Genomic DNA, 25,813 nt, shown 5'->3' on the forward strand with positions numbered 1-25,813 from the left:
AACCGCGAATAAATCGCGGTTTTTTTTTATATGTCTTGGTTTAACAATCAAGGAATTTCATCTTCAAATTCAGGTTTAACCTGAACGATGAAGTCTTGACGGTTAAGACCACGCCATAACGCAAATGCTGTACCGATATAAATCGAAGAGTAAGTACCGACAAAGACACCCACAAACATTGCTACAGAGAACCAGTGTAAGCCATCACCGCCCAAGAACATCATTGCAAGTACAACAAGCAATAAGGTCATTGAGGTATGAATTGTACGACGTAAAGTCTCAGTTAAAGCAATATCCACGATTTCACGTGGAGTCGCGCCGCGAATCTTACGGAAGTTTTCACGGATACGGTCTGAAACAACGATGTTATCGTTAAGCGAGAAGCCAATCACCGCGAGTACCGCAGCTAATACAGTAAGGTCAAATGGCCATTGGAATAATGCAAATGCACCAATAATAATGATAATGTCATGGAATAAAGACATTACAGCACCCATCGCGAGTTTAAACTCAAAGCGAATGGTCACGTAGATCAACATTAATATAAGCGCAAGAGCAACCGCTCCAGCCGAACGTACATAAAGCTCATTACCAACCTGACCGCCGACAGAGTCCACTTTATGAACTTCGGCAGCATTATTTGGTAATTGCACAGCTTTGGTAATCGCGTTATTAAGATCTTCAACCTTAACTTCTTGTACCGGCATACGCACGAGTAAGTCTTTATTACTACCTAGCGTTTGTACTACCGCATCTTTAAAACCAGCTTTGTCGAGAGCCTGAATAACGTCAGTCTGATTTGCTGGTTGCGCATAGTTAAGCTCGGCAGAAACACCACCTGTAAAGTCCAAACCTAAGTTAAGACCTTTAGTCGCGATAAAGAAAATACTCGCTAAAGTAATAAGGATCGAGAAGATTGCTGCTGGTTTAGCAATCTTCATGAACGGGATGATTTTTGCATCATCCGGACGACCATATTGTTTTGAAGGCTGTTGAGTCACTTTAGTCATCATAGATCTCCTTAAATGCTCAACTTTTTCAAATTACGGCGTTTACCATAAATGAGCTGTACGATTGCACGTGTTACTGTAATTGCAGTAAACATCGAACATACAATACCAATCATTAATGTTACGGCGAAACCTTTAATTGGGCCTGTACCAATTGCAAACAAAATGAATGCAACGAGGAACGTGGTTAAGTTCGAGTCAAAGATGGTGTTATAGGCTCGGTCATAACCTGCCACAATGGCCTGTTTGGGTGAGGCACCCCAGAGCATTTCCTCTCGAATACGCTCACATATCAGTACGTTGGCATCGACCGCCATACCAATGGTAATAACGATACCAGCAATACCTGGTAAGGTCAGGGAAGCCCCTATCCAAGACATCACGGTTAAAATCATTGCCAAGTTAACAACAAGCGCAAAGTTCGCAATTAAACCGAATACGCGGAAGAATACGATCATCCAGATTGCAACAAGCAAGAAACCGATTTGAGTTGATAATACGCCTTTATCAATGTTTTCTTGACCAAGGCTTGGACCAACAACACGTTCTTCAACGAAGTACATTGGCGCAGCTAAAGCACCAGCACGTAACATTAATGCAAGTTCAGATGCTTCTTGAGGAGAACTTAAACCAGTAATACGGAAAGTTGAACCTAAAACAGCTTGAACTGTTGCAGCATTAATGACGACAGATTCGGTATATGGCGTACGAACTTCTGTTTGAGCGCCAGTTTTTGGATCTGTAACGTAAGTAATCTTTTGCTTGTTTTCGATGAACAATACCGCCATGCGTTTACCAACAGCATTACGGGTTGCATCTGACATGAGCTTACCACCAGCACTGTCGAGCGTAATATTTACTTCGGCACCGCCAGAGTCTTGGCTAAAGCCAGAGCTCGCATTTTGAACACGTTCACCAGTCAAGATGCGGTTACGTTGCAACAAAAGTTGACGACCGCTATCTAAAGATTGATAAGCAAAAACTTCTGTACCCGGAGGTAACGGTTGACCGTTATATTTACCTGTATATGGGTCAATATACTGATCATTTAAGTCAGATACCAAACGGAATTCGAGGTTAGCAGTACGACCTAAAACACGTTTAGCTTCTGCTGTATCTTGAACACCCGGTAATTCAACGACAATACGGTTGCTACCCTGACTTTGTACTAATGCTTCTGCAACACCAAGTTCGTTAATACGGTTACGTAGTGTTGTTAAGTTCTGATTGACTGCATATGCCTGAATTTCTTGACGACGTACATCAGTATAAGTGAGTTTTAAGGTAGAACCTGTCGTGCTCGCTAATGCCTGTTGGGTATATTCATTACCATTACGGCGTAAAAAATCCATTGCTGCATCACGATCAGCATTGTCAGCAAATTGAACAGTGATCACATTATTATTTAACGCAAGATTGTTAAATTTAATTTTGTTTTCACGGAACTGACGACGCAAATCAGTTGCAGAGGTTTCCATACGTTGGGAAATGGCTTTGTCCATATCTACTTCTAGCAAGAAGTGGACACCACCACGTAAGTCCAAACCAAGTTTCATTGGTTTAGCCCCAATTTTTTGCAACCATTCTGGTGTAGTTGGTGCAAGGTTTAGGGCAACAACATATTGATCACCTAAGTCACGGCGTAATACTTCTTTTGCTTTTAACTGCGCTTCAGAAGAGCTGACACGCAAGAGAGCTGCATTATTTGTAAAAGTATTATCGTGGCTCGCAATATTTGCTGTTTTTAAAATTTGCTCTGCTTTTTGCACCACACTTTGATCAATTTGGGTACCAGCTTTGGCACCGGAAATTTGAACTGCGGGCTCATCCGGATATAGACTAGGCAGTGCGTATAATGTACTGACTACCAGAACAACCAGAATCAGTAAATATTTCCATGCAGGGTAACGCATTCGCTTTCTTCTTAAATGAAAAAGCCGTGCTAAAGCACGACTGTTTTATGATTAAAGGTTATTTAGAGTGCCTTCAGGTAATACAGAAATTACGCTGGCACGCTGAATTTTTACTTCTACACCACGGTTAAGTTCAACAACCGCATAGTCACCTTCAAGTTTGGTTACTTTGCCCATTAAACCACCAGCAAAAACAACTTCGCTACCTACACCTAGGCTTTCGATTAAAGAACGGTGTTCTTTTGCACGTTTTGCTTGAGGGCGCCAGATTAAGAAATAGAAGATTGCAACGAATACAACAATCATCAAAATGTTTGGCAAAAGACCCGGGCTTTGGGCTGCTGCTGGAGCTGCATGTGCAGTAGAAATGAACAAGCTCATTTTAATTTCCTAAAGTTAAAAAATATGAGTCAGATACCTGACATAATCCTAATTCGTTTTGCAATTTACCTTGTCTTGCGGTTGAGCGCAAATCTCGCTTATTCATCGACAGGGCAAGGTGGAACTTCTAATCCGCGGCGGGCATAAAAGTCCTGAACAAATTCATCAAAAGTGCCATTATCTAATGCATCACGCATACCTTCAGTTAAACGTTGGTAATAACGTAAGTTATGAATGGTACCGAGCATAGACGCTAACATCTCTCCACATTTTTCAAGATGGAACAGATAAGCACGGGTAAAGTTCTTACATGTGTAGCAATCGCAGTGTGGGTCAAGAGGCCCTTGGTCATGGCGATATTTACTATTACGAATACGTACCAGACCATCAGTGACAAAATAATGACCATTACGTGCATTACGAGTCGGCATTACGCAGTCAAACATATCGACACCACGGCGCACCGCTTCAACGATGTCTTCAGGTTTACCTACGCCCATTAAGTAACGAGGTTTGTCCGCTGGCATTTTATTTGGAAGATAATCTAAAACTTTGATCATCTCTTCTTTTGGTTCACCTACAGATAAACCACCAATTGCATAACCATCGAAACCAACTTCAAGTAAGCCATTTAAAGACTCATCACGTAAGTCTTCATACATGCCGCCTTGAATAATGCCGAATAAGGCATTTTTATTTTTAAGCTCATCATGGTGATGCGTTTTACAACGTTTTGCCCAGCGCAAAGAAAGCTGTAATGATTTTTGTGCTTCTTCGTGTGTTGCAGGGTACGGTGTACATTCATCAAAAATCATGACGATGTCAGAGTTCAATACATGCTGAATTTCCATTGAAATTTCAGGCGATAAAAACACTTTTGAACCATCGATCGGAGAGCGGAAAGTAACACCTTCTTCCTTAATTTTACGCATAGCGCCAAGACTAAATACTTGGAAGCCGCCAGAGTCAGTCAAAATTGGCTTATTCCATTTAATAAAGTCGTGCAATCCGCCGTGTTGCTTGATTACTTCAAGGCCCGGACGCAAATATAAATGGAAGGTATTACCTAAAATAATTTGTGCCTGAATATCTTCGATATCACGCGGCAACATGCCTTTGACTGTACCGTAGGTCCCCACTGGCATAAAAACAGGTGTTTCAACAACACCATGTTCTAAAGTTAAACGACCACGACGGGCACGACCCGACTGACCTAATTTTTCAAACTTCATTTAAAAATCCTGAACAATAGCAAGCAATACCGTAGGGTAGTGCAAGGGCGAAAAAACAGTTCGCTGCTAAATAAGGGCTGTAACATTATGAGCTTTAAAACGGGAAGACCAATTTAAAAACACAAATAGCCCTAAAAATAAGAGGGCTATTTTCCTTGATTCTGCCAAGTAGTTCTACTACTAAATGTAGCTGGCTATAAAATAGGTCAATTTTCCGATTGAATGACCATTTTTTTATTTAGACTAAAAGTTAGGTTTGTAGTCAAAATTGTCTGTAGCCAAATTATCGCGAAAAGGGCGAATTGCTTTTTTAGATAACGTCACTGTATTAATCAGATTATTTGGGAACACTTCAATCTGGTTGTTAAATACTTCGACGTTGCGGTTAAAAATGCTGATGGCAGCGCCAACATTTTCGTTTTGTTCCTGAATATCATCCATCATTTTGCTATAGAGCGTATCTGCTTTTAATTCAGGATAATTTTCAACCACGACATTTAGGCTGCGGATCAGCTCTTTGCTCATTTTTTCAATCTGCTGTAATTGAGCAATATCAGTATGGTCGACATTTAAACTTAGAATTTGCTGACGTAAAGCAGTTACTTTTTCTAAGGTCGATTTCTCGAACTGAGTATATTGATTGAGAGTAGTTTCTAATGCTTCAAGTGTTTTTACTTTTTGGCGTTCGAAATTTGCAACTTCTGCCCAAGCACGTTTGGTCGCGTTAAAATAACGCACAATGTTGTTACGAATGTGGATGCCCCACGCAATCAGTACGACGAAAATCCCCAAGAAAATGAATAAGCCTTTCATTTTCACTCCTCTTATTTTTATTCCCTCATTGGACCTTTTAACTTCTTATTTTTTTAATAAGTTGCTAGTTCGGCACTACGAGAGATTTATTTAATTAAATTAAGCATGAATTGCTGAAATTTTTCATATTGCGGCATGGTCATGGTACGTAAATGTCCACGTAATGCTGGAATATCATGAATTTCACTACGTTTGCTGGTGGTTTGAAAAAGATCTTGCTCACCGAGATAACATAATATTTGCTCTTCATGATGATAAATTAAATCACCGGTAAAATGTTGAAAAAAATCATGAAGTTTTAAAGTTAGACTTGGGCTAATTTCTTTAGCTAACTGGTGTTGGTCAGTACCGAAAATATTGAGCTCTTGATTAATCAGAATGTCAGTACTTTGCCATTCGCTTAAGTAGGGTACAAAAAAGCGAGAACGTTGATTACTTACGGCAATACCTAAGGCTGGTATTTGAAAAATAAAAGCGCCCCACAAATCTTTATGAATCTCTTTTACTATTTTTTTATCGCTGTTCTGATCTTGAAGAATAGCTAAGTTATTTACATAGTGATATTTAAATAGCAGGACTTGATGATCTGTAATGCCATCATTCCATGTCACTGAAGCAAACTCTGTAATTTCATTAGCCTCATTGCCTCGATTAAACAATGGGAAATATTGTTTTAGTCTGCTCAAGACTAAAATGGGTTGGGCTTGAATTGGAAGATAAGCTGGTAAGTGTTGAAACTGTAAGCCATAACGTAAAGCAGTCATACGCTGCTCTAAATAGTGAATGACTTCGCTTAGAGGTTTTTGCGGTTCATAGAGCAAATAGGCTAGAAAACCAGTTAAAAATGCCCATAGGAGACTTAAAATATATTGAAGATGAGGATGAAAAAAGTATCCAAATAATAAAGTCGTAATACTGCAAATACCTAATAAATACGGCAGTACATTTACAAAACGAAGGTTATGATCTTCACGCCATGGATGTAACGCGTTTAAGAGCTCTTGATCTGTTTGTGACTTTTGACCCGCGTCCCAAAGTCGAGCAATATTACGAAAGACCTGTGTATTTTTTTTACGTCTTATATGAAGTGCTTGTTGTACGGTATCAATTGGCATGAAATTAATGAGTTGATTATCATAAAGTGCTAACTCTAGATTATCTTTTAAATTGAAAGAGATAAATAGAAATACCAAGACTATTTTTATTTTAATTATAGATGCTGGGTTAAACCTTAAATTAACTTAGTAGGTTTAACCCATTTATAAATTTTAAACTTCTAATTTATCAATTAGCATTGCATCGCCATAACTAAAGAAACGATAGCGGCTTTTAACTGCATGTTCATAGGCAGCCAAAATGTTGTCTCGATTCGACAGTGCTGATACCAACATGAGCAGGGTAGACTCAGGTAAATGGAAGTTGGTAATTAAACGATCTACGATACAGAACTCATAGCCCGGATAAATAAAGATCTGCGTATCACCATTCCACGCTGCGATTTTGCCGCCGTGTGCTTGAGCTGCACTTTCTAAGGCACGTGTTGCAGTTGTACCGACAGCAATCACTTTATTGCCGCGCGCTTTAGTCGCCAAAATCAAATCAATGGTTTCTTGAGGAACATCGCACCATTCACTATGCATGACATGATTGGTAATGTCATCAGTACGAACAGGCATAAATGTGCCAGCACCGACGTGTAAAGTCACAAAAGATTTTTGAACATTTTTTTGCTCTAACTTTGCTAGTAACTCTTCGTCAAAGTGCAGGCTCGCAGTTGGCGCAGCCACACTGGCAATTTTCTCAGGGTTATGGAAAACCGTTTGATAGCGTTCAGTGTCAATTTCTTCTGCTTCACGGTTAAAGTAAGGCGGAATAGGTAACTGACCATATTGCTCAAGTACAGGCAAAATTGGCTGCGAAAATTCAACGACAAATAAGTTTTCGTGACGGCCACGCACAATCACAGGAATATTATCTGCACCTACATAAAGCTCGGCACCCGCTTTAGGCGAGTTGCTCGATTTAATGTGACAATACGCTGTGGTGTGGTTCAGCATGCGCTCAACCAAAATCTCGATAGCACCGCCTGTCGAGCGTTTTCCTTTAAGTCGTGCTTTCATGACTTTGGTGTCATTCAGCACCAACAAATCACCTTCTTCAAACAGATCAATAATGTCTGTGAACATGTGATCGTGATATTGACCCTTTGAATCTAGGTGCAATAACCGTGAAGCACTACGTGATTCAAGAGGGTAACGGGCAATAAGTTCATCAGGTAATTCGAAGGAAAAGTCAGACAGTTGCATATTTAGGAAAAAACACCGCAAAAATTGGGCCTAGTATAAACTTTTTCGCTTTTTTATGGCTGTGCTTCTAGCTTAAATCATGAAAAATGTTTAAATGATCTAAAAGTGAACGATAATATTCACTTAGGGTTTGACAAGTTTTACAAACGCGCTAATATACGCAACACAAACATACTTCCTCTCCCGAGGTGGTGAAATTGGTAGACGCGGCGGACTCAAAATCCGCTGTCAGAGATGACGTGTCGGTTCGAGTCCGACCCTCGGGACCATATTCAGAATCGTAAGATTCTACGAAAACCCCTAAGCTAACGGCTTAGGGGTTTTTTGTTGGGTAAATTTTTTAAGAAATTTTGATAATATATGATGAAGCAACGCTGATTCAGTTATACCGTCAAACACGTAGAGAAATGCATTCTGGGTTAGTCTCTATTGCTGAGACTTATGCAAATCAATTTAAATAAATTTTAAGACTTTAAGTATTATGGAAATAATTATACAAATAAGTGCTTGGGTTTTCTTGGCAGTTGGATTATTCGCACTGGCACAGAAGTTTTTTCCGAATTTTAAAAATTGGATAACCACTGGAAAAGTAAGTTATATTTGGTTGATTGTAATTACACTTGGATTGTTTGTATTTCTTACATATCCATACTTTTTTAATTGGTGGGCTATCAATTTTTGGGGAGTACCTGAAAAAGAGCTAAGTGATTTAACAAAATTAGGTCCTCTTGGGGATATTTATGGAAGTTTAAATACTCTTATCTCTTCTATTGCATTATGTGCTGTTGCCTTTTCAGCTTATTTACAAGTTACTTCTTTAAATGAAACTAGAATAACTAATAAGCAGCAATTGGTTTTAGCCGAAAAATCCCACCAAGAGCAATTAAAAGAATCTAAACATGCGGTTTTTTCAAACACGTTCAATACATTGTTGAACCTTAAACAAGATAGATATAATGGATTAAAAATAAGAAATAAAGACACGGGTACGGAGTATATTTCAGAAGAGATATTTGTTGAAATAGCTTTAAGATTTCTATGGTTACTTGATAATTATTTTCATGAAGAAAACTGTGGACGTTATCAAGTTGGGTTAAAACTTGATGAATTTCTGGAACTTTTAGGGGGTAAAAAAAGAGGTTTTGGTGAAATAACAAGTTATTTCATGGTTTATGGGGATTTAATAAAACTTATTAGAAAATCTGATTTAAGTGATGAATCTAAGTTTTTTTATAGAGATATAGTTTCTAATTCTATGTCGATTCACGAACAACTTACTTTACTTTGGGTAGCCGTAAATAACAAAGATTGCCTTGATTTAGTACATGGAAGTGAAATTTTTAATAACTTTTATCGAGATAATATGATGTCTTTTTTAATAAAATATTTTGATAAATCATGTTTTAGTCATCCAGATATTTTAAGTAATTGGGATAAATATCAAAATAACCAAAACCCAGCCTAAGCTGGGTTTTTTAATTCATTTGGCATGAACCGCGCGGTTAATGTTGACCACTTGGTGATGTAATGTGTTGATGATAGCGCTAAATTCTTGTTCTTTTAAAATATCATCGACTTTCATTTTTGAAAAGGCAAAAAGTAATTTTTGAAGTTTCTCAAGTGGATATTCAATTTCTTCCAATATTTCTTCAGCCGTGATTTTCTTATTGCTATTAATGTCTAGTGTTGAGTGCATTTCTCCGTGCTGTCCATTGAACAAGAAACTATTTTTACGAACTTGCATTTCTAACATCTTACAACTCATCACCTTCAAATAATTGTTGTATTTTTCTCAAGCATACCCACTTTATGTATCTGAAAACCTTTAATTGAAACTTCACATTTCTATTTTGAAAAGAACGTTGCTCTTTTTATGTACTGTGTTAAAGTTTGTATTAGATCATAATGATTATAAGTACATTTCTTGAAAGCGGTTCCGACCAACAACGACAAAATCTGTGAGGCGGGCAAATGACATTCCAGCGTTTAGAACTACATCAGATCGAGCAGTTAAGTGCTTGTAGAATATCACTATTACTTGGATTAAATGCCGAGCAGAACTATATCGAGCAATTTTTCCGATTTAGTCTTCGTCTGTTGAAGTGTCAAAAAGCCTTATTAACTTTTAATCAGGAACCTTACTTTTGGCACCGTTGCCCTGAAGGTATAACTGCAATTTCGTTTAAGCCTTCGAAACATTTGAAACAGTGCTTTGCTAAACAACAGGTCATTAATCATCTGCATCCTTCCTATCAAAACTTAACCAATTATTTAAAAGAACTAAACATCGAGTGCAGTAGGGCATTGGCCGTGCATCTTTTTCATCCAGATAAGACTTCGATGGGCTTTGCTGTCTTTTTTGATGATGATGCAGCTACCTTTGAAGATGATGATATTCAATTGCTGCTCGATTATTGTTCTACGTTTATGCAACAGGTTGAGTTGAAGTTTAACTATGAAGAGTTAAACGAACTTTATGAACAACAGGTGGCAATTAATTCAAGTAAAACAAAATTTTTCTCGATTATTTCGCATGACTTACGTGCGCCGTTTCATGGGTTACTTGGTTTTTCCGAGGTGCTTGCCAAAGAGCGCGAGACTTTAGATGAATCTAGCATTCAAAATATTGCAGATTATTTATATGAAACCTCGCAATCGACCTATAACTTGCTTGAAAGTTTACTGACATGGGCCATGGCAGAGGGTGGACGTTTTGTATATCACCCAATTAACTTTAAGCTGAGACAAGTGAGTAATATTGTTTGTGATGTACTGCGTACCTTAGCGATAAAGAAAAATATTGAACTAGTGAATGATGTTCCAGAAGATTTAAATATCTATGCTGATATTAATATGATGACTTCTGTGATTCAAAACTTGGTATCAAACGCGTTGAAATTTACCGATATTGATGGCTCAGGCAAAGTTTTTATAGAAGCTAGACAAGCTGATAAAAATATAGAAATAACAGTTCGAGACACCGGTTTGGGTATGACAGAGCAACAAATCAAAAATTTGTTCCATCCACGTATTACAGCCAGCTTTAAAGGTACGGCAGGCGAGAAAGGCGCTGGTCTAGGTTTAAGCCTTTGTAAGCGTTTTATTGAAATTAACCAAGGGCAAATTAATGTTGGTTCCAAAGAGGGCGTAGGAACAACATTTAAGGTTTTACTACCTTCAGCTCAAGAAAGTCATGACGCACTGACCGAACATCATTCTTCACCAGAAGCAAAATTAGTTTAATCCCTTTTCCTATTACTACGTGAACTGCTATAACTAAAAAGAGAGTCTGAGGAAAAGAGCTTTTTTATATGAATGCGGAGCAGTTACAAAAAACATTGCGTGCTAGTCAGTACGCTGAACAAGTTTTAGGCTTGCATCAAGCTGTTTTAGAACAAGATTATCAAATAGATCAATTTGCTGCACCGCTCTCGACCGAACAGATTTATCAATTTGTCCAAACTACATTAAATGGAATTGCTGACGAAATATCTTGGATGCGTGGATTACGCATTTTACGTAGTCGTTTAATGTTTCGTTGGATTTGGCAGGATGCCAATCAGCTTACCGATGTTGTGACACTCACTCGTGAACTTTCTGACTTTGCCGATGCCAGTATTTGTGTAGCAAAAGACTTTTCACGTGTTGCACTTGTGGCGAAACATGGTGAACCTGTGGGCTACTCTGGCAAAGTTCAAGATTTAATTGTGGTTGCTATGGGGAAGCTAGGGGCGCAAGAGCTTAACTTATCGAGTGATATTGACCTGATTTTTGCCTTTGATGAACAAGGTGAAACCAATGGCCGAAAATGCATAGATGTACAGCAATTCTGTATTTTGTGGGGCCAAAAACTTATTTATTTGCTTGAGCATATTACTGCCGAAGGTTTTGTATTTCGAGTAGACATGCGTCTACGCCCTTGGGGTGATGGCTCGGCATTAGCGATTAGTCATGCCGCTTTAGAAAAATATTTAAGTCAGCATGGTCGTGAGTGGGAACGCTATGCGTGGATTAAAGCCCGTGTTGTGACTGGTGGCAAAGAAGGACAAGACTTGTTAGAGATGACACGTCCTTTTGTATTCCGCCGTTATGTCGATTACACCGCTTTTGCCGCTATGCGTGATATGAAAGCCATGATTGAGCGTGAAGTCCTGCGCAGACATATTGAAGATGATATTAAGCTCGGGGCGGGGGGGATTCGCGAAATTGAGTTTATTGTTCAGGTCTTCCAGCTTATTTACGGCGGATCTAAACGTGAGTTACAAGACCGTCAGTGCTTAGTCAGTCTAGAGCACATTGGCGAAGCAGGCTTATTAGAAAAACAGGCGGTATTCGAGCTTAAAGATGCTTACTTGTTTTTACGACGTGTTGAACATGCAATTCAAGCGCTCAATGACCAGCAAACTCAGCTATTACCAGAAGAAGTTGACCTAAGACAACGCATTATAGATACCTTAGGTTTTGTTAGCTGGAATGAATTTATTAATGTTCTTGACGAGAAACGTCAAAAAGTTAAAGTTCAATTTAAACAACTGATTGAGGATACAAGTTCTAATGCTGCAACTGAAAATTTTGGGCAGTTAGAACAACAGCTAGATGAAGTGCTAGATGACAATGCGAAAAATTTGATTCATGAGTTTTGGCATGGACATGCACTTAAAAAACTTCCTTCAAATGCGGTGCAGCGTTTAAAAACGTTCTGGCCTCACTTGATTGAAGCGATCTTGCAGTCAGATCAACCGCAAACTGCACTGTTACGTTTAATGCCGCTCATTGAATCGGTCATGCGTCGAACCGTATATTTGGTAATGCTGATTGAAAGTAAAGGGGCATTGCAACGCTTAGTGAAAATGGCGACGGTAAGCCCATGGATTTGTGAAGAACTAACGCAATATCCGGTGCTGCTGGATGAGTTTTTATCGATGGATTTTGAGTTGCCAAAACGTAAGGATTTAGAAGACTCATTACGTCAGCAGTTGCTTCGTATTGAAATTGATCAAGTCGAAGACCAAATGCGAGCACTTCGCCTGTTTAAAAAGAGCAATGTACTCACGGTTGCTGCAAGTGATGTATTAGCTGAAAGCCCTCTTATGAAGGTATCTGATGCACTAACCGATATTGCTGAAGTGAGTGTTAATGCAACCCTATATTTAGCTTACCAGACCGTAGCAAAACGTCATGGTTACCCTAAAGATGTTGAGGGAAAGCGCTGCTCACTCGACTATAAAGCCTTTGCTGTTATTGGTTATGGCAAAGTGGGTGGCATTGAACTGGGCTATGGTTCTGATTTAGACCTTGTCTTTATTCATTATCTAGATGAACAAGCTGACACCGATGGAACTAAGGCTATTAGTGGCTTTGAGTTTGCCATGCGTGTTGCTCAAAAGTTCATGTCCCTCATGACCACTCAAACGCTTGATGGTCGTGTCTATGAAATTGATACACGCTTAAGACCTTCTGGTGAGGCTGGTTTATTAGTGACCAGTCTGAAAGCCTATGAACATTATCAGTTGAAAAGTGCATGGCTTTGGGAGCACCAAGCACTCGTTCGAGCACGCTCTATCGCTGGTGATGAAACGCTTTGCCAAAAATTTGAAATATTTCGCCGCGAGATATTGACTCAATCTAGAGATGAGGCTTATGTTCGTGAGGAAGTGTTGAAAATGCGTCAGAAAATGAAAGACCACCTAGGTTCGTCTTCTGAACAAAAAAAACATGGTATTTTTCATTTAAAACAGGACGCAGGTGGTATCGTAGATATCGAATTTATGGCACAGTATGCTGTACTTGCATGGAGCGGGACGAAACCCGATCTCGCCCATTATTCTGATAATGTAAGAATATTAGAAGATGCTGCTAAAGCAGACTGCTTATCCAGTGAAGATGCCACAGCATTAATTCGAGCCTATCTTAGTGAACGTGCCGAAAGCCACCGCTTAGCCCTTGCAAATCAATCCATGCAAGTCAGCGCAGCGGACTGGCGTAGTACCCGTGCGGTCGTTTGCAATTTATGGCAAAGATTAATAGACCCAACCGCCTCGGTTGAGTGGGATAGTGAATGATTTTATAACAATTTGGAGTGTTCCATGAATTTGGCTGATCGTGATGGTTTTATTTGGCAAGATGGAAAATTAATTGATTGGCGTGATGCAAAGATTCACGTTTTAACCCATACATTACACTACAGTATGGGCGTATTTGAGGGTGTTCGTGCTTATGAAACGCCTAAAGGTACTGCCATTTTCCGTCTTCAAGACCACACAAAACGTTTGTTAAATTCAGCAAAAATTTATCAAATGAAAGTGCCGTATGATCAAGCAACGCTTGAACAAGCACAAATTGATGTTGTTCGTGAAAATAAATTAGCTTCTTGCTATTTACGCCCATTAATCTGGATCGGTTCAGAGAAACTAGGTATTGCAGCAACAAATAACACCATTCATGCCGCTGTTGCTGCATGGGCATGGGGTGCATACCTTGGTGATGAAGCGATGGCTAAAGGTATTCGCGTTAAAACTTCATCATTTACTCACCATCATCCAAACGTGACTATGTGTAAAGCAAAAGCATCTGGTAACTACACGTTGTCAATTCTTGCTCACCAAGAAGTTGCACACTCTGGTTACGATGAAGCAATGCTCATGGACCCACAAGGTTATGTATGCCAAGGTTCTGGTGAAAACGTATTCTTAATTAAAGATGGCGTTTTGCACACTCCAGATATCGCTGGCGGTGCACTTGACGGTATTACACGTCAAACTGTAATGACGATTGCTAGAGATCTTGGTTATCAAGTTGTTGAGCGCCGTATTACACGTGACGAATTCTATATCGCAGACGAAGCATTCTTCACAGGTACTGCTGCTGAAGTAACACCAATTCGTGAATATGATGACCGTCCAATCGGTTCAGGTACTCGTGGCCCAATTACCACTGAAATCCAAAAAACTTACTTTGATGCAGTTCAGGGTAGAAATCCGAAATATGAACACTGGTTAACTTACGTAAAATAAGTTAATCCGTTAACATAAAAAGGCGAACTTTAGTTTCGCCTTTTTATTTTTGGGTTAGGGAGCTTTTATGCATATTGTCTATGTCTCTGATGGTAAAGCAGGGCATCGTTCACAGGCTTTGGGTTTATTTCAGGCGATGCAAAGACAACAGGCAAATGCAACTTTTGAAGAAGTTTCCATTCATGATTTGCCTATTTTTTCTTTAATTAATGCTTTTTTCTCTTCAAAAAATACTTTATTTGAACAAGCACCCGATTTTATATTTGGAGTCGGGAGCCATACGCACTTTCGTGTCTGGTTGCTAGGCAAAATTTTCAAAAAGGCCAAGACCGTTATTTTAATGAAGCCGAATTTGCCGATTGCTTGGTTTGACTATGCCGTAATTCCCGAGCACGATGGTATTCCAGCAAATAGCCGCGTTATTGTTACTCGTGGTGCATTAAATCCAATTCGTAATGAAAACCGCCATCAAAAAGCCAGAATTTTAATTGCATTGGGTGGTTCATCTAAACGACATCAATGGAATCAAGAAAAAGTATTATTGTCTATTCAACAAATTGTTGAGCATAATCCAAACTCTGAAATTATTTTAACGACCTCACGTCGTACCCCTGCAGAATTTATCGACATTTTAAGACAGCAAAGCTTCACCAAGTATTTACAGATATGTCCGGTTGAGCAAACCCCTCAAGGTTGGATTTTTGAGGAAATGCAAAAAGCAGAAGCGGTGTGGGTAACAGAAGATAGTGTTTCTATGATTTATGAGGCACTTACTGCGGGTTGCAGGGTTGGGGTCATAGAAATAGATCGCTTGAAACCAGATCGAATTACTCTATCTATTGATAAAATGATTCAATCTAATTTAATTTCAACGCAGATGTCGATTGCAGAGTTGTCACAACCTCATCCTTTTAAAGAGGCAGAGCGTGTGGCAACATATCTATTAGCAAAATAATGAGTTTGGCACTGTGATTTATATACTGATTTTACTGGTTCTTTTGACTGTGCTATTTAGCTATAAATATGCTTGGTGGAAACCCACAATTAACTGGAATAGGCCACGTGTTTTGATGTACCACATGGTGAGAGATCATATTGATGGTGCCAAATTTAATAAGCTTCGAGTAAAACCAATTGAGTTTGAGAAGCAAATTGCATGGATGAAATCAAAAGGTTTTCATTTCGTAACTATGCAAGAGCTACAGGAAAATTGGGGTAAACATCCTGCTAAAACTGTTGCAATCACTTTTGATGATGGGTATTTGGATAACTTGCAAAATGCTTATCCGGTTTTAGAAAAATATCAGGCAAAAGCTACAATTTATATTGTGGTAGACCGGCATCACCGAGATTGGTCAACTTATAAAAAAGAGCACCACAATAGTGGTGAGTTAATGCGTGAGCCAAAGCTGAATGACTTAGAGGTTAAACAGCTTGTAGAAAGTGGGCTTATTGAAATTGGTTCGCATACATTAACCCATGCCAATTTAAATAAACTGGATGATGAAAGTTGTTTAAAAGAATTAACAGATTCAAAGCAACAGTTAGAGGAGTTAACAGGTCGTACTGTAACAAGTTTTGCTTATCCATTCGGTATTTATTCTGATCGAGATGTCAAATTCGTTAAACAAGCAGGATATCTTAATGCGGTAACCACAAGTGAAGGTATCGATGGTATCCAGCCTGATTTTATGCAGTTGCAGCGTATTAAGGTTAGCGGGAAAGATTCTTTATTTGCAGTCAAGCTGCGTTTAAAACTGGGTAAGCGTGAGGGTTAATCATGAAAATTACGCTTATGATGGCAAGTGATGAGGAAGGTGGCCTAGAAAAGCATGTACTTGAGCTGGTTGCTGGTTTATCACAAGAACATGAAGTTTCTCTAATTGCACATCAGAAATATCAAAGTCAGGTGGAAAGTTCGGTGAACTTTGTTGCTTTTGATATGAGTGGCAGTCGTTATAACCCGTGGACGAAATATCTGCTTAAAAAAACAATATTGGGGACAGAACCACAAGTACTACATGCTCATGCTTCTAAAACGGCTAAACTGTTGCAAGGCATGATTGCAGGTTTTGATTTCCCTTGTGTGGTGACTATTCATGGTGCAAAGAAAAAGATTGATTGTTACTTAGCATTTGATCATATCATTTGTGTGAGTAAGCGACTTGCACAGCTTGTGGGGCAGCCGGAAAAACTCAGTGTGGTCTATAATGGCATTTCTTTGAATATGCCTGCTCAATCATTTGTAAAAAATAGAAAATTTATTGCCATTGGGCGTTTAAATGAAGTGAAAGGTTTCGATCTTTTACTGGCTGCTTGGCGGAACATTTCACACCAATTAACTATTGTTGGTGATGGTGAAGAACGAGAGAAGCTAAAGCAATTGATTCAAGACTACCAATTAGCTGATCGGGTTCACTTATATGGGTATAGTGGCAATATTCACCCTTTGATTACAGACCATGAGGCCTTGATTGTGTCGTCCTTGCGTGAAGGGGGGCCGTATACACTTGCTGAAAGTTTATTGCTTCAACGTCCTGTGTTAGGGACTGATGTCGGAATGATGGCTGAGTTTATTCCTATTGAGTTTCTATGTGAGCCAAATAATATTGAAGCATTGCAACAAGTAATTCAAAACTATTTGGATATGGTAGCCCCTGAGGCAAGTTTTAAACAGGCTTATGCTCTGGCACAAGAACAATTGACTTTTACAAAAATGATTGATCATACGGTCCAAGTTTATCAATCATTGCTTTCACCATAGGATGATGGATTAATGGCACAACAAAAACCTTTTATCCTAGCGTTGACCGATGGTAAAGCAGGCCATGAAACTCAAACTCAAGGAATAGTGCAACTACTGAATCAACAGCAAGAGTATCAGGTCAAATGGGTTCAATTAAATCTACCTAAAAAATGGTTGTATCGTGTTCTGAAGTTACTGATCAAGTTTTCAATAAATACGCAGTGGCTGCGTTATTTTCTTGATACCCAAACCCTAAGAGCATTAGAGCAGAAACAGGTTGCTTATATTGTATCGGCAGGGGGAAACACTCTACTTCCTAATCTATTGCTCAAACAACATTTATACAAAGATCAAAATGTGAAAAATTTGGTCGCGAGTTCGTTACGGGGGATTAGCGCTAACTTGTTTGATGTGGTATTTACCATTCATGAACAACAAGCCTTATCGCCTCATTATTTTTATTATCCAATTGCACCGAATAAAATGAGTGCTTTACCTCTAACACGCGAGCAGGCACGGGAAAATTTGGGTATTCAAAATGCTGAGCAAGCGATTGCAATTTTGATTGGTGCTGACACCAAAACAGTAAAAATTGGTGAAGCCGCGCAATGGGCAACTGTTTTACAGCAGATTCGAAAGCAATATCCAACAGCGAGATTATTAGTTACGACATCGCGTAGAACGTCAGTTAATTTTGAAAATGAGTTACAAGAGCTTGCTGAACAGTACGATATTTTTCAGGCAAATGACTGGCTAACATGGGTTGCACAAGGGCAAAGTTGTGATATTAAAGACTACATTAAAGCAGCTGATTGGATTTTAGCGAGCCCAGACTCAACTTCGATGGTCGCAGAGGTTATTATGTCAGGAAGCAAATTGCTAGTACTTTATAATGAAGTTGCAGTACAGGATGTGGCTATCAAACAACAATTAAACTCCTTAGCTCAACAGCATTGGTTATATTTATTAAATTTTTTAGATGCTCATCAAATTGTTGAGGCTGTCCAAAAATTAAAAGTACAAGACCATACGAGAGAGATGACTCGAAAATTAAATACTATTTTGGGAAAATAAACTAAGCATTTAGATTTTATTTTTTAATAATCGCCAACTTGATCAGTCAATATATCAAATTCTGGATAAATTTAAAAAATAAAAAAGAGCAGGGAATCTCCTCCTTTTTATTTGGGTTGCTTTAATAATGTTTTATAAGGAGCAACGAAGCAAACTGATAAAATAAGTTGTATAAGTAGTTTTAGAATATAAATAGGTGCAATATAGAAAGGTAAAGTCTCTAGCGCTGTTATGCAGGTTGGCATAATACGATTATAATAACGACGACGAATAGCTAAAGAGGCATTTTTTCTTAATTCTTTTGATAAACATCTTTGGTTAATTTGATAAGCCTTACTCGCTTCTGGATGCGTCTTCGAATAATCTTTTAAGAATTGTGACATACTTTGGCGGAACAAAATCACTTGCCGTCTTACTTCAAAATGATCTTTTTTCTTTTTGGCTTGAGCAATAACACTGGTGTCGTGGTAGCGGAAATAATTTAAACATTCATGCGTAAAGAAGATGTCACCTTGCGATACGATTTTTGCCCAAATTTCCCAATCACCAATAAAGCGTAAACTCGGATTAGCTCCACCTACATCGAAATAAGTCTGTTTTTTAAAAATGACACCACTGGCATTTGGAATGGTGTTTTGAGCATTTAAAAATCTTTCGATATATTCGAGACCATTCATTTCAAAATCATTTTCAAATAATTTTGAATCAACTTGATCAGTAAAATCTTTCCATGAACCTGTGACTTCACCTTGTACATTCATTCGATGAGATTGGCTGTAGGCAAGAACAAGCTTAGGTTTTTTTTCAAAATGAGGGACTAATTTTTCTAAGAACTGTAGATCAGCAACATCATCAGACTCTGCAATCCAGATCAGATCGCCTTTTGCCAGATGCATGCCTTTGTTCCATTGGCAAAATGTTGAGCCTGAATTTTGTTGATTAATAATGCAATGTGAAACTCTCGGATGGCTTTTGTATTTCTCTAAAATTTCAGCACTATGATCGGGTGATAGATCATCTAAAAGAATCACTTCAAATTGCGAATAGCTTTGGTTAAGAATGCTCTCAATTCTGTCTTCTAAATATTGGGCATGGTTATAACTTGGAACAATAACACTAACAAACACGTGAGGGTGGCCTATACAAAATTAAAAAAGCTAAAACTTAAGCTTGAAGAAATAAGTCAACGACGGTCTCTAACCTATTTTTATAAGTATGACTCTGTTGAACTTTATACATGGCTGCTTCAGCGCTGATTATTGGATCTTTTAACTTCAATCGCAATTCTTGCGGATTCTCAAATGAAATAATATCATTTTTGATATCAAAAGCATAGTTGAGATCTTCAACATACTCGCTTACCAAAATACAACCACAAGCCGGAGCTTCGAAACAACGCATATTCATACCTTGACGAATATTTTTCTTGTTAATGACATTCAAGATGTAACGATGTGTCCTGTAGAGTTCGGCAACTTCGGTCAAAGGAATATTGTGAGGGTGAACAATACTGTTTGTTTTGCTGAGTTTATCCCATCCTTTCCCATAGACAGTGATGGGAAGGGGAATCTGTTCAATGAGCTCTTGTCGATCAGGCGACCATGCGCCTACAAATAAAAGACGATCATCTTTTTGTTCATTGCTAGAAAAGAAGACATCTGGATTATAAGCAAGAGGCAGATAAATGGCATGATTTAGTCCCATTGCTCTCGCATCTTCGATAAAGCTAGAATCAGTAAAGCAATATAAATCAATGACGTCTTTAGATTTTAATAAGCGCTCATCAAAAAAGTCGCCAATCCAATGAGCTTTTTTGCATGGAAAACCTGCTAAAACTTGCAGTAAATGATCATTAAAATAAAAAAGATCGGCAATGAGTATGACATCGGGTTGGAATGCTTGTAACTTCTTTTTGAGTAAATTTGCAGTATAGACATCTTTATTCGGCAAGATTTTTTTGAGGAAACGCTCAGTGGTATTATTATGGTTCAAGGCAAAGCCCTGAATTTCATAATCAGAGCTATGATGGGCAGCCGCAAGAATGTTTTCGTACCATTGCAATATGCCACCACGTTTACCAATGACGAGTAGCTTTTTTGGCATTACTCTTTATCCGCATTCCCTTTGAGTACCATATAAATCAGGGCAACAAAGATCAGCAATGCCCCAGCCAAACTACTGATGCAGAAATACAAAATTCTTTCGTTCGTGCTCATGTTAAAGAGTTCATTTGCAAGGATGTAACGCATAAAGAACCATTGTGCAAGTGAAAACACGATAATCACAATTGTGTGTCGACGTACATCTTGACGCATTGTCATAAAGCTGACCTGTTAGTAAAAAGCAGTGTATTATGCCATTGTGCTGCTTATTCGCAAAGCATCACCTTAGGTAAGTCGAATATGTGTTTCATAACATACAATAAAAAACCCTGCTTAAGCAGGGTTTTTTATTTAAAATCTAAAAATTATTTAGATTCTTCAGCTTTTGGCTTTTCACGTAAACGAATGCCCAAGTCACGAAGCTGGTTAGCTTCAACTGGAGCAGGTGCTTGAGTAAGTGGACATTCAGCAGTTTTCGTTTTAGGGAATGCAATAACGTCACGAATAGAAGTCGCGCCAGTCATTAACATTACTAAACGGTCAAGACCAAATGCCAGACCACCGTGAGGAGGAGCACCGTAACGAAGTGCATTAAGTAAGAAGCTGAATTTCTCTTCCGCTTCTTCATCAGAAATACCAAGCGCTTCAAAAATCGCTTTTTGCATTTCTAATGTATAAATACGTAGAGAACCACCACCAACTTCAGTACCGTTCAATACCATGTCATAAGCAACTGAAAGTGCTTCACCTGGATTGTTCTTCACTTCTTCTACGCTTGATTTTGGTAGAGTGAATGGATGGTGAACAGAAGTCCATTTGCCATCGTCAGTTTCTTCAAACATTGGGAAGTCAACAACCCAAAGTGGAGCCCACTCACATGTTGCAAGATTCAAGTCGTGACCAATCTTGACACGAAGTGCGCCCATTGCATCATTTACAACTTTAGCTTTATCAGCACCGAAGAATACGATATCGCCATCTTGCGCACCAACACGTTCCAACAATTCAAGTACGATTGGTTCAATGAATTTCACGATTGGAGATTGAAGACCTTCAATTCCTTTAGCGAGCTCATTAACTTTGATGTAAGCCAAACCTTTTGCACCATAGATGCCAACGAATTTGGTGTATTCATCAATTGCGCTACGTGGCAATGAAGCTGCACCAGGAACGCGTAAAGCAACAATACGACCTTTAGGATCTTTTGCAGGTCCAGCAAATACTTTGAACTCTACTTCTTGCATTAAGTCTGCAACGTCAATGAGTTTCAACGGAATACGCATATCAGGTTTATCTGATGCATAGTCACGCATTGCATCTGCGTAAGTCATACGTTGGAATTTATCGAATTTAACGCCAAGAAGTTCATCGAACATCTTCACAGTAAGGACTTCCATTAAGTCCATGATCTCATCGTCACTCATGAACGATGTTTCAACGTCGATTTGAGTAAATTCTGGCTGACGGTCAGCACGCAAGTCTTCATCACGGAAACATTTCGCGATTTGGTAGTAACGATCAATACCACCTACCATCAACAATTGTTTGAATAATTGTGGTGATTGTGGAAGTGCATAGAAACTACCATTTTGTACACGACTTGGTACTAAGTAGTCACGTGCACCTTCAGGAGTTGCACGTGTCAAAATAGGTGTTTCAACGTCTAAGAAACCATTATCTTCGAAATAGTTGCGAATAAGGTTGGTCAATTTAGAACGGAAGCGTAAACGATCCAACATTTCAGGACGACGAATATCCAAGAAACGATATTTCAAACGAATTTCTTCAGAAATATTGGTATTTTCATCATTTAAAGGGAATGGAGGTGTTTCTGAAGTGGCAAGAACTTCGATGTCTTTACCCAAAACTTCAATTTGACCACTCACCATATTGGCATTTTCAGTACCTTCATAACGGCGACGAACACGACCTGTAATTTTTAATACATATTCAGAACGTGCTTTATCTGCTGTTGCAAATGCTTCTGGAGTATCTGGGTCAATAACCACTTGAACGAGACCATCACGGTCACGCATATCAAGGAAAATAACACCGCCATGGTCACGGCGACGATGTACCCAACCGCATAATGTAACGGTTTGGTCGATTTGGGCTTCAGTTAAAGAGCCGCAGTAATGAGTTCGCATCATGATGAAGATTATCCAAACTATATTGGCTGAAAAGACGGATGCGTAAACCGCGCACCGTCAAAAAAGTAAGTTTTCGATTATGCCCTGTTGAGTGGCATGCGACAAGAACTAGATCAAAAAACAGCTATAATTTAGCTAAAAATGAGCAATTTGGCAGCAAGTTTACCTATTCATCCCATTCTTTGTTGTCTATCTAAAAACAAGAATAATAAGCATCCTAAACTAAAAGTACTTAACCAACCTTGCATGAACTCATTGATAGATCGACCTGTGAAATAATAGGTGTCGGTGTGCCAGACTTCATGAGGAATGTAATGGGCATAATCCCAAAGAGAAAATAAGCCTAAAAGTGTAGATAAAGTAAACAGGAACCAAGCAAAAATTTTAATTTTACGGCTTATTTTCCAGTGCTGTTTATATTTGTGATAGTAATGAATACTCATCCAGCCTAAAAAAGGTAGTGCCAGTGCAGAAGAACCGAGCTGAAGAAGGCGATGCAAAGGATACGGGCGGCCAAAGAAGTGAACCGTTTGGGATAAAAAATCTTGGAAGATAAACGTTCTAAAGTCAGAGTGGGTAAGACCATCCCAAATGAGATGAGTGGCAATACCGATAATGAGCGAGAATACAACTCCAATAAAAAAGTATATAAAACGTTTAATAGAGTCTAATTTCAAATCATGTTGAATGCCAAAAAAACGGTAAACCGCAGGCCTATATAAAACATACCAAATTGTGCAGAACAATAAACCTAATGCAAGGTTTGGATAGAGTAAACCTTTCCATTGATGCGTCAGCATACCTGATTGAACTGTAAATAGGCGATAAAGATCAGGTGTCATACTGCCAATCGCTAAGGCGGCAATAGGTAGATTATTTCTGCTTAATTTGGCAATTGGTGGTGCAATAACAGCATGAGAGATTGTAAAAGGCATTGGAAACGGACGCTTCTCACATCATCAAAAACAACGAGTCTAACGAAACATACCTTGGGTTAATGTTTTTTATTGCAAAACGTTTGGAATGTTATAATATAACAAAAAAATACGGGTCATTCATTATGCAGCTCAAAACACAGCTTTTTGTTCTTTCATTATTATCATTTTCCATTCAGCAAGTGATGGCAGCGGATGATACAAATACTAAGGGTGAGAAACCTGCCGAATTGGCAACAATTAAGGTTAAGGCAGAACCAGTTAACAACACGTCTTTGGCGGAAGGGGCAACAAGTATTGGTAATGCCTTAAATGGTCAGGCCGGAGTTTATGCGGCTCAATATACAGGTGGGGTGAGCCGTCCAGTCATTCGTGGTCAAGATGGTACACGCGTCAAAATTGTACAAAATGGTGGCGATGTAATGGATGTTTCATCTGTATCGCCAGACCATGCTGTTACTGTTGATCCAAACTCTGCTCAAGACATCCAGATATTAAATGGCACTGAAGCATTATTATATGGTGCAGGTTCAGTTGGGGGACTGGTAAATGTTGTTGATGAAAAAATTCCAACAGCTATGCCAGATAAGGGTTACCAAGGTAAAGCCGGTGTTCGCTATAACTCGGGTAGTGACGAGTTGCTTTATTCGGGACAAACAACAGTCGGTTTAGGCGACCATGTTGCGCTACGTGTTGGTGGTTTAAAGCGCGATGCGAATGACTATATCTTGCCTAAAGATTTGCAAACAGACGAGCGCCGTCAAGATAGCACTTTTGCCGATTCTAAAAATTATAATGCTGGACTGTCTTGGATTGGAGACCGTGGATTTATCGGTGCATCATTTAGTCAACGTCATGATCAATATGGCATTCCTGCTGAGAATGAGCTTTTTGGTTCATGTGAGCGTGATGGCTTGCATCTTGTGTGCGGTTCAGATGATCCAACCGATCATGGGCATGACCACGAACATGATGCTTCATGGATTAATCTCAAAGAAAAGCGTTATGACTTAAAAGGTGAGTTAAAAGATCCATTTGCAGGTTTTGCTAAAGTTGCAGCGCAAGCAAGCTATACAGATTATCAGCATGAAGAAATGCATGGTAGTGAGGTAGGAACAACTTTTAAAAGCAAAGGTGTAGACAGCCGAGTTACGTTAGAAAATAATGCTTGGGCAGGTTGGACAGGGCAGATTGGCGCGCAATATACCCAACAAAAACTAAATATTGTTGGTGATGAGTCGATTATGGACCCAAGTAAAACCCAACGTTACAGTGTATTTGGTTTGCAACAAAAACAAATCAATAACGTCAATCTTGCAGTTTCTTCACGTGTTGACCACCAAACTATCGACATTGAGTCAGATCAAAAGAATTACACGGGTACTGGATATTCGGTTGCTGGTACTGCAAGCTGGGAATTTGTTCCACAATACAAATTGTCCTTCACAACGTCACATCAAGAGCGTTTACCATTTGCCCAAGAGTTGTATTCAGATGGTGTACATATGGCGACCAATACCTATGAGTTGGGTAATGATGACCTGAAGAAAGAACGCTCAAATAATGTCGAGTTGGGTTTGCACTTTGATAATGACCTTTTGAAATACAATGTAAGCGTTTTCCACAACCGTTTTGATAATTTTATTTATGCCAATACCTTAGATGAGTTCCAAGGATTCCGCCTCATTGAATATAGTCAAGATGCAGCAAAATTTTATGGTGTCGATGCTGACCTAAGCTATCAAATTTCGCCTGTATATAATTTAGGATTATTTGGTGACTATGTCCGTGGCAAAATTGATAATGAAAATGCACCGCGTATTCCTGGTGGACGTTTAGGTACTAAAGTCAAAGCAGATTTTGGTGATGGTTGGGATGGTTCTGCCGAGTATTATCATGTATTTAAACAAGATGATATTGCTAATTATGAAACAAAAGGGCAGAGCTATAACATGCTGAACTTGGGCGTTGGATATAATGGTAAATATAGCAATATTGGCGATTATCGAGTGTTCTTGAATGCCAATAACTTGTTAGATAGTAAAATTTATCAGCATGAGTCTTTCCTCGCAAATGTTCCGCAAGTCGGACGTAATTTTACTGTAGGCGTAAACTTTAGTTTCTAAGGCTAACACGAA

At 38.9% G+C, this 25,813-nt stretch carries 22 protein-coding genes, 1 tRNA gene and 1 pseudogene; 11 read left to right on the forward strand and 13 right to left on the reverse strand.

Going from position 1 to position 25,813, the window contains the following annotated elements:
* Nucleotides 1-47: 47 nt before the first annotated feature.
* The 7 genes from secF to queA all read right to left on the reverse strand — a co-directional run bounded on the left by secF (nt 48) and on the right by queA (nt 7,655).
* The gene (gene secF, locus MSG95_RS09890) at nt 48-1,013 is read right to left on the reverse strand and encodes a protein translocase subunit SecF (RefSeq protein ID WP_077165213.1); all 966 of its coding nucleotides are present in this window, start codon (nt 1,011-1,013) and stop codon (nt 48-50) included.
* Between the two features lie 8 nt (nt 1,014-1,021).
* Nucleotides 1,022-2,923: a protein translocase subunit SecD gene (gene secD / locus MSG95_RS09895; protein WP_039253059.1), complete on the reverse strand. Its 1,902-nt coding sequence runs from the start codon at nt 2,921-2,923 to the stop codon at nt 1,022-1,024.
* A gap of 51 nt (nt 2,924-2,974) precedes the next feature.
* On the reverse strand, nt 2,975-3,304 hold the full coding sequence (yajC, locus tag MSG95_RS09900; protein WP_000051669.1) for a preprotein translocase subunit YajC: 330 nt from the start codon (nt 3,302-3,304) through the stop codon (nt 2,975-2,977).
* 98 nt (nt 3,305-3,402) lie between these two features.
* A complete protein-coding gene (gene tgt, locus MSG95_RS09905) occupies nt 3,403-4,536 on the reverse strand; it encodes a tRNA guanosine(34) transglycosylase Tgt (RefSeq protein ID WP_004705660.1) in 1,134 nt (377 codons plus the stop codon).
* A 243-nt stretch (nt 4,537-4,779) separates the two neighbouring features.
* A complete protein-coding gene (locus MSG95_RS09910) occupies nt 4,780-5,349 on the reverse strand; it encodes a LemA family protein (protein ID WP_049064262.1) in 570 nt (189 codons plus the stop codon).
* An 86-nt stretch (nt 5,350-5,435) separates the two neighbouring features.
* Nucleotides 5,436-6,464, reverse strand: coding sequence for a hypothetical protein (locus MSG95_RS09915; RefSeq protein WP_077165212.1), 1,029 nt, complete (start codon nt 6,462-6,464; stop codon nt 5,436-5,438).
* 153 nt (nt 6,465-6,617) lie between these two features.
* The gene (gene queA / locus MSG95_RS09920; RefSeq protein WP_077165211.1) at nt 6,618-7,655 is read right to left on the reverse strand and encodes a tRNA preQ1(34) S-adenosylmethionine ribosyltransferase-isomerase QueA; all 1,038 of its coding nucleotides are present in this window, start codon (nt 7,653-7,655) and stop codon (nt 6,618-6,620) included.
* A gap of 182 nt (nt 7,656-7,837) precedes the next feature.
* On the opposite strand from queA, the gene MSG95_RS09925 reads away from it, so the two are divergent.
* From MSG95_RS09925 to MSG95_RS09935, 3 genes and pseudogenes are all read left to right on the forward strand, one after another.
* A tRNA-Leu gene (locus MSG95_RS09925) sits at nt 7,838-7,924 on the forward strand.
* 93 nt (nt 7,925-8,017) lie between these two features.
* Nucleotides 8,018-8,116: pseudogene (locus MSG95_RS09930) on the forward strand (XRE family transcriptional regulator); the annotation flags it as partial.
* 20 nt (nt 8,117-8,136) lie between these two features.
* Nucleotides 8,137-9,120 (forward strand): hypothetical protein, encoded by a 984-nt coding sequence (locus MSG95_RS09935; RefSeq protein ID WP_077165210.1) that lies wholly within the window; start codon nt 8,137-8,139, stop codon nt 9,118-9,120.
* A gap of 15 nt (nt 9,121-9,135) precedes the next feature.
* Here MSG95_RS09935 and MSG95_RS09940 read toward each other — a convergent pair whose 3' ends face one another.
* On the reverse strand, nt 9,136-9,351 hold the full coding sequence (locus tag MSG95_RS09940) for a hypothetical protein (protein WP_077165225.1): 216 nt from the start codon (nt 9,349-9,351) through the stop codon (nt 9,136-9,138).
* 275 nt (nt 9,352-9,626) lie between these two features.
* Here MSG95_RS09940 and MSG95_RS09945 point away from each other — a divergent pair, with 275 nt between their 5' ends.
* From MSG95_RS09945 to MSG95_RS09975, 7 genes are all read left to right on the forward strand, one after another.
* The gene (locus MSG95_RS09945) at nt 9,627-10,898 is read left to right on the forward strand and encodes a sensor histidine kinase (protein WP_077165209.1); all 1,272 of its coding nucleotides are present in this window, start codon (nt 9,627-9,629) and stop codon (nt 10,896-10,898) included.
* A gap of 68 nt (nt 10,899-10,966) precedes the next feature.
* The gene (glnE, locus tag MSG95_RS09950) at nt 10,967-13,717 is read left to right on the forward strand and encodes a bifunctional [glutamate--ammonia ligase]-adenylyl-L-tyrosine phosphorylase/[glutamate--ammonia-ligase] adenylyltransferase (protein ID WP_324645032.1); all 2,751 of its coding nucleotides are present in this window, start codon (nt 10,967-10,969) and stop codon (nt 13,715-13,717) included.
* Between the two features lie 24 nt (nt 13,718-13,741).
* Entirely contained in the window at nt 13,742-14,668 is a 927-nt protein-coding gene (locus MSG95_RS09955; RefSeq protein WP_004705670.1) for a branched-chain amino acid transaminase, read from the forward strand.
* A 67-nt stretch (nt 14,669-14,735) separates the two neighbouring features.
* Entirely contained in the window at nt 14,736-15,623 is an 888-nt protein-coding gene (locus MSG95_RS09960) for a mitochondrial fission ELM1 family protein (RefSeq protein ID WP_077165207.1), read from the forward strand.
* Nucleotides 15,624-15,636: 13 nt separating this feature from the next.
* Nucleotides 15,637-16,446, forward strand: a complete 810-nt coding sequence (locus MSG95_RS09965) for a polysaccharide deacetylase family protein (RefSeq protein ID WP_004705672.1) — start codon at nt 15,637-15,639, stop codon at nt 16,444-16,446.
* A 2-nt stretch (nt 16,447-16,448) separates the two neighbouring features.
* Nucleotides 16,449-17,432, forward strand: coding sequence for a glycosyltransferase (locus tag MSG95_RS09970; protein WP_004705673.1), 984 nt, complete (start codon nt 16,449-16,451; stop codon nt 17,430-17,432).
* 12 nt (nt 17,433-17,444) lie between these two features.
* A complete protein-coding gene (locus MSG95_RS09975; protein ID WP_077165206.1) occupies nt 17,445-18,488 on the forward strand; it encodes an ELM1/GtrOC1 family putative glycosyltransferase in 1,044 nt (347 codons plus the stop codon).
* Nucleotides 18,489-18,595: 107 nt separating this feature from the next.
* Here MSG95_RS09975 and MSG95_RS09980 read toward each other — a convergent pair whose 3' ends face one another.
* From MSG95_RS09980 to MSG95_RS10000, 5 genes are all read right to left on the reverse strand, one after another.
* Nucleotides 18,596-19,615, reverse strand: a complete 1,020-nt coding sequence (locus MSG95_RS09980; protein WP_077165205.1) for a glycosyltransferase family 2 protein — start codon at nt 19,613-19,615, stop codon at nt 18,596-18,598.
* Nucleotides 19,616-19,652: 37 nt separating this feature from the next.
* On the reverse strand, nt 19,653-20,591 hold the full coding sequence (locus MSG95_RS09985; RefSeq protein WP_077165204.1) for a CgeB family protein: 939 nt from the start codon (nt 20,589-20,591) through the stop codon (nt 19,653-19,655).
* Nucleotides 20,591-20,809, reverse strand: coding sequence for a hypothetical protein (locus MSG95_RS09990; RefSeq protein ID WP_077165203.1), 219 nt, complete (start codon nt 20,807-20,809; stop codon nt 20,591-20,593). Before MSG95_RS09990 ends, MSG95_RS09985 begins: the two co-directional genes overlap by 1 nt.
* A 146-nt stretch (nt 20,810-20,955) precedes the next feature.
* The gene (aspS, locus tag MSG95_RS09995) at nt 20,956-22,740 is read right to left on the reverse strand and encodes an aspartate--tRNA ligase (protein ID WP_077165202.1); all 1,785 of its coding nucleotides are present in this window, start codon (nt 22,738-22,740) and stop codon (nt 20,956-20,958) included.
* Nucleotides 22,741-22,910: 170 nt separating this feature from the next.
* On the reverse strand, nt 22,911-23,675 hold the full coding sequence (locus tag MSG95_RS10000; RefSeq protein ID WP_077165201.1) for a DUF4184 family protein: 765 nt from the start codon (nt 23,673-23,675) through the stop codon (nt 22,911-22,913).
* Nucleotides 23,676-23,800: 125 nt separating this feature from the next.
* Between MSG95_RS10000 and znuD the strand changes: the two genes are divergently transcribed.
* Nucleotides 23,801-25,801, forward strand: a complete 2,001-nt coding sequence (gene znuD, locus MSG95_RS10005; protein ID WP_077165224.1) for a zinc piracy TonB-dependent receptor ZnuD — start codon at nt 23,801-23,803, stop codon at nt 25,799-25,801.
* Nucleotides 25,802-25,813 lie beyond the last annotated feature (12 nt).

This window comes from Acinetobacter sp. IK23, from assembly GCF_035615275.1.
Lineage (GTDB): Bacteria > Pseudomonadota > Gammaproteobacteria > Pseudomonadales > Moraxellaceae > Acinetobacter > Acinetobacter seifertii.